This is a genomic window from Synechococcus sp. H55.9 (assembly GCF_047462355.1).
Lineage (GTDB): Bacteria > Cyanobacteriota > Cyanobacteriia > Thermostichales > Thermostichaceae > Thermostichus.
Window position 1 is genome coordinate 1 of record NZ_JANSJB010000145.1, and the last position, 3649, is coordinate 3649.

At 56.9% G+C, this 3649-nt stretch carries 4 protein-coding genes; 2 read left to right on the forward strand and 2 right to left on the reverse strand.

Features of this window, described 5'->3' with window-relative positions:
* Together NW857_RS12520 and NW857_RS12525 are read left to right on the forward strand one after the other, a co-directional pair.
* A partial coding sequence (locus tag NW857_RS12520; RefSeq protein WP_414369141.1) for a hypothetical protein occupies positions 1–337 on the forward strand: 337 nt, incomplete at its 5' end.
* Entirely contained in the window at positions 279–596 is a 318-nt protein-coding gene (locus tag NW857_RS12525; protein WP_414335924.1) for a hypothetical protein, read from the forward strand. The genes NW857_RS12520 and NW857_RS12525, both read left to right, overlap by 59 nt.
* On the opposite strand, the gene NW857_RS12530 is transcribed toward NW857_RS12525, so the two are convergent.
* Positions 593–1303 carry a hypothetical protein gene (locus NW857_RS12530; RefSeq protein WP_414335926.1) on the reverse strand — a complete coding sequence of 237 codons (711 nt, stop codon included), beginning with the start codon at positions 1301–1303 and terminating at the stop codon, positions 593–595. The two genes, NW857_RS12525 and NW857_RS12530, sit on opposite strands and share 4 nt — an antisense overlap.
* Before the next feature lie 223 nt (positions 1304–1526).
* Positions 1527–3473 (reverse strand): tetratricopeptide repeat protein, encoded by a 1947-nt coding sequence (locus NW857_RS12535; protein ID WP_414369143.1) that lies wholly within the window; start codon positions 3471–3473, stop codon positions 1527–1529.
* Positions 3474–3649 lie beyond the last annotated feature (176 nt).

Genomic DNA, 3649 nt, shown 5'->3' on the forward strand with positions numbered 1-3649 from the left:
CAACGCCTACTCCAACTCCGCCACCATCAGCCACTCCCTCTGCGGTGGCGACGCCTACTCGAACTCCGGCACCAACACCCACTCCCGCTCCGGTGGCGACGCCTACTCGAACTCCAGTACTGCCACCCACTCCCACTCCGGTGCCAACACCAACGCTTACCCCTATCCCTCGATTGACGCCGCTTGTTCCTCGTGCTCCTACCCCTACCCCAACTCCACCTCCGCCGCCCACCTCGACACCGGCCCCAGCAACACCAACGCCTGCGGCAGAGCTTGCCTTGAGCGGCCAGTGGCTCTACGAGGGAGGATCCTTTGTCTGGCAGGGATCCCTGTGTAAGGTTAATGTTGCAACCGGTATCCAGGAAACCGTCTCCATTCGTCAAGACGGCAACCAGATCAGCGTTTCCTCTCCCGGTTTTGCGGAGCGCAGTGGCCAGCTCATCCGCAACCAACTTTCTGTCAGCGGCAAGATAGGGGGCAGCGGTACCCCAACCATCACGTGGAGTGGCACTGTCAGCGCCGACGGGCGCTCCATTCGTGGCACGGCCACCTGTGGCAGCGCCAGCTTTGCCATCAGGCTCACTCGCCAGAGTTAAATACCCACGCCGCCACCTCGGTCACCGCCACCGCCGTTCTCCGGATCCTCCGGCTTCTGTTGCAAGGGAGGGAGAGGAGGAGGGGTGGCAAACGTTTCGCTCACCACCTGGAGGGTATATGGCCCTCGCCCAGGACTACCTGGCCCAGCGGTTGGGGAAGCATTTTGCGCCCAGTAACTTTGCACCTGGATCAAGTAGCAGCGGTCTTGCCGCACCGGGATCGTGAGCTGGGAGGTGGTAAAGTTGCCAGGAGCAGCATCATCGTTAACAAAAAGGACATTCCGATCCAAATTTCTACCGGTATCAAAGGCACCGATGACCAACAGCGGATCGAAAACCGGGCTGGTCAGCCGGATGGTAACTCCGGTAACGTTGGCTGCAGAAGGAAAGTAGAGAAATCCATCTGAGTAAAAGGTGAAGGTGCCAGGAGGCGGTGGAACTTCCCGGGCATTTTGAACCTCGCCAGCGCTATCGAAGTAGAACTCCAAAAGGCTATTCGGCCCCAAGGTTCCGCTGCGGCTATCTCCTTGGCGGCGCAGGCCAATTGATGCGAAAAACTCTGGGCTAAAGGCTTGCTCGCAAACATTGACCAGAGGCGGCACCGTCCCCCCACCCCCCCCACAGCCTGCCAGGAGGACAGTCGAGGCCAGAAGGCCCCAGAAAAACCGCACCTGGGATCCAGAAACCTTCAACGCTGACAATGACATAGACACTCCCCCGGCCACCGGATCGCTAACGTTCCTCTGGATCCAGATTAGGATGATTTGAGCAATTCGCACAAAATGAAGATCACTGACAGCCTTGCCCTACGTTCAGCACGGATGGCCTATCTCACTGCCCAGCTCGAGAAGGGCACGGCGGAACCATCGAGCCAGTCTTGTACCCATTTGCGGGAAGGGATCCGGAGCAAAGCCCTCTACTTGGGGTGAGCTAACCATAACCACTGCTGGCGTAGCGCTTCCTGGTGAGCAAGAAATGGGCCAGAGCTGCCACGCAGTCTCGATCCTCAAAAAGCAGGTCGCGCCGCTGTTGGATCTGCTGGGAGATTTGCTGCCGAAATTGGGGATCCGTTCCCAGTTGGACAGCCAACTCTTCGTAGCGCTGGAGGTCTTGGGCAATTAAGAGATCAAGGCCCATCCTTTTGAGAATGGCATAGGTGTGCCGGCCCCGCAGGAACCGGCCAGGGCAGGTCACTACAGGCAAGCCGGCAGCAACGGCTTCCAGGGTGGTGATCCCGCCCGACCAGCCGTAGGAATCCAGCATAATATCGGCGCAGCGGTTGAGATCCAAGTAGTCTTGATGATCCAGTTGGGGCAAGATCAAGCAGTGGTCTTCCGCAGAAAGGCCATAGGCGGAGAAAGTTCGGGAAAGACGCTGCCAAAAGTGTTGGGCAATGGCAGCATTGGGCAACGCCAAGAAGACAAATTGAGCGTTGGGCACTCGCTGGGCAATGGCGGCAAAAAGATAGTCATATTGGGGCAGATACTTGCCCAGGTATTGACAGGTAAGATAAACTACTGCGTCTTGGCGCAGGCCAAAATCCCCACGATGACGCTTTTGCTGAGGTAAAACGGGCTTTTCAAAACAAGTACCCAGGCGGGGCAGCCGAATTAGGGTTTCGCTGTAGTGAGCCTGCCCATCTTCGGGCTCCATCAGGTCGCTGGAGAGGAAGTAGTCGATGGTTGAAAGTCCAGAAGTTACAGGATGAGCCCAGGTGGAGCATTGCACTGGGGCTAGCCGCAGAGATGCCAGTTGCAAAATTAGGGGAGAAAGGCCAATTTCCAGATACACCAAAACATCGAGCTGATCCTGCAGAATTTGACGGGCGGCGTCTTCAAAGCCAGTGGGAATGTGGCGAAATACATCCGCATACTGGCGATATTGCTCTGTCATGAAGTCGGTTCTGGGATCCAAATGGTAGGCAAACACCAGAAAAGGCCACTGGGAGCTCGCCTTTAAGTACTTCACCCACCCTAAAGAAAGACGGCTGTAGGAGCAGGCGCGCATCGAGGCCGAGACAAAGCCAACGCGAATGGGATCCCCTGGTTGCCGGGGAAGAGAGTGCCAATTGGGGTAGCAAGATTTCACGATGCGCTGCACAAACTGAGCGTATTTTTTCTGCAGCTCCAGGTCGTCGCAGCCCTGGTACTGCAGATGGTGGGGCGTTCCCCAGCTTGACCCTAAAAAGGCAAGCCGCCGCTGCTCTTGGGTGTCCAAGGGCGTCTCCTCAATGAGGCGATCCAGGTGTTCTACAAAGCGAGAGCGAAATCTATGCAGCTCTTCCTCATCCTGATAGAGGGCGGGCAAATAGAGATGGTAAAGCCAGCGAGCTACCACCAAATTGGGATCCAAAGTCCACGCCTTTTCCAGGTGAGCCAGAGCCGCGCTGTGTTCCCCTTGCTCACGATGGGCCATTCCCAGATAAAAATGCACCTCAGCCCAAGGGATCCCTGCTGCCGGATCTGGATTTTCTAACAAGGAGCTAAGCAAAGGGATCGCCTCTTGATGGCGGCGTAGGTTAACAAGAATCTTGCCGGCTTGCAAAGCAGAAAGGTAAGCCTTGGGATCGAGGCTCAGGCTCTGCCAATAGCAAGATAGCGCCTTTTCCAGTTGCCCCAAAGATTCATAGACAACGCCCAGGTTGTGATGATAGAGGGCTACGCAGGGATTGAGCGCAATGGCCTCGGTAATCAAAGCAGCCGCCCATTCCCGCTCTCCCTTGGCCTGGGCCACCGTCCCCAGCAGGTGCAGGGCATCAGCTTGATCCGGAAACTCCGCCAGAATTTCTAAGTAGATGGCTTCTGCGGTTTGCAAGTCGCCAGACTGCTGGGCCTGGATCCCGGCCAGAAGCTTACCCGTGGGGGTGAGATCCGACATCGACAACGAGGGAAGCTGGAGATCTTCCCCCACTATAGGCGCTTCAGCCCCCTGAGGCTCATGTTGTCAAAAGCACACAAAAACGGTATCAGCGGCTCTGCGAGCGCCTCGCCAAATCCCGCAAAGGCCGATTCTTTCGTTGACCCGCTCGATGCCTTGCGCCACAAGGCTTTCAG

Excerpts from the sequence above, each read along its gene's own strand:
- NW857_RS12530 (WP_414335926.1), bottom strand. The coding sequence starts at position 1,303 with ATGTCATTGTCAGCGTTGAAGGTTTCTGGATCCCAGGTGCGGTTTTTC.
- NW857_RS12535 (WP_414369143.1), bottom strand. The coding sequence starts at position 3,473 with ATGTCGGATCTCACCCCCACGGGTAAGCTTCTGGCCGGGATCCAGGCC.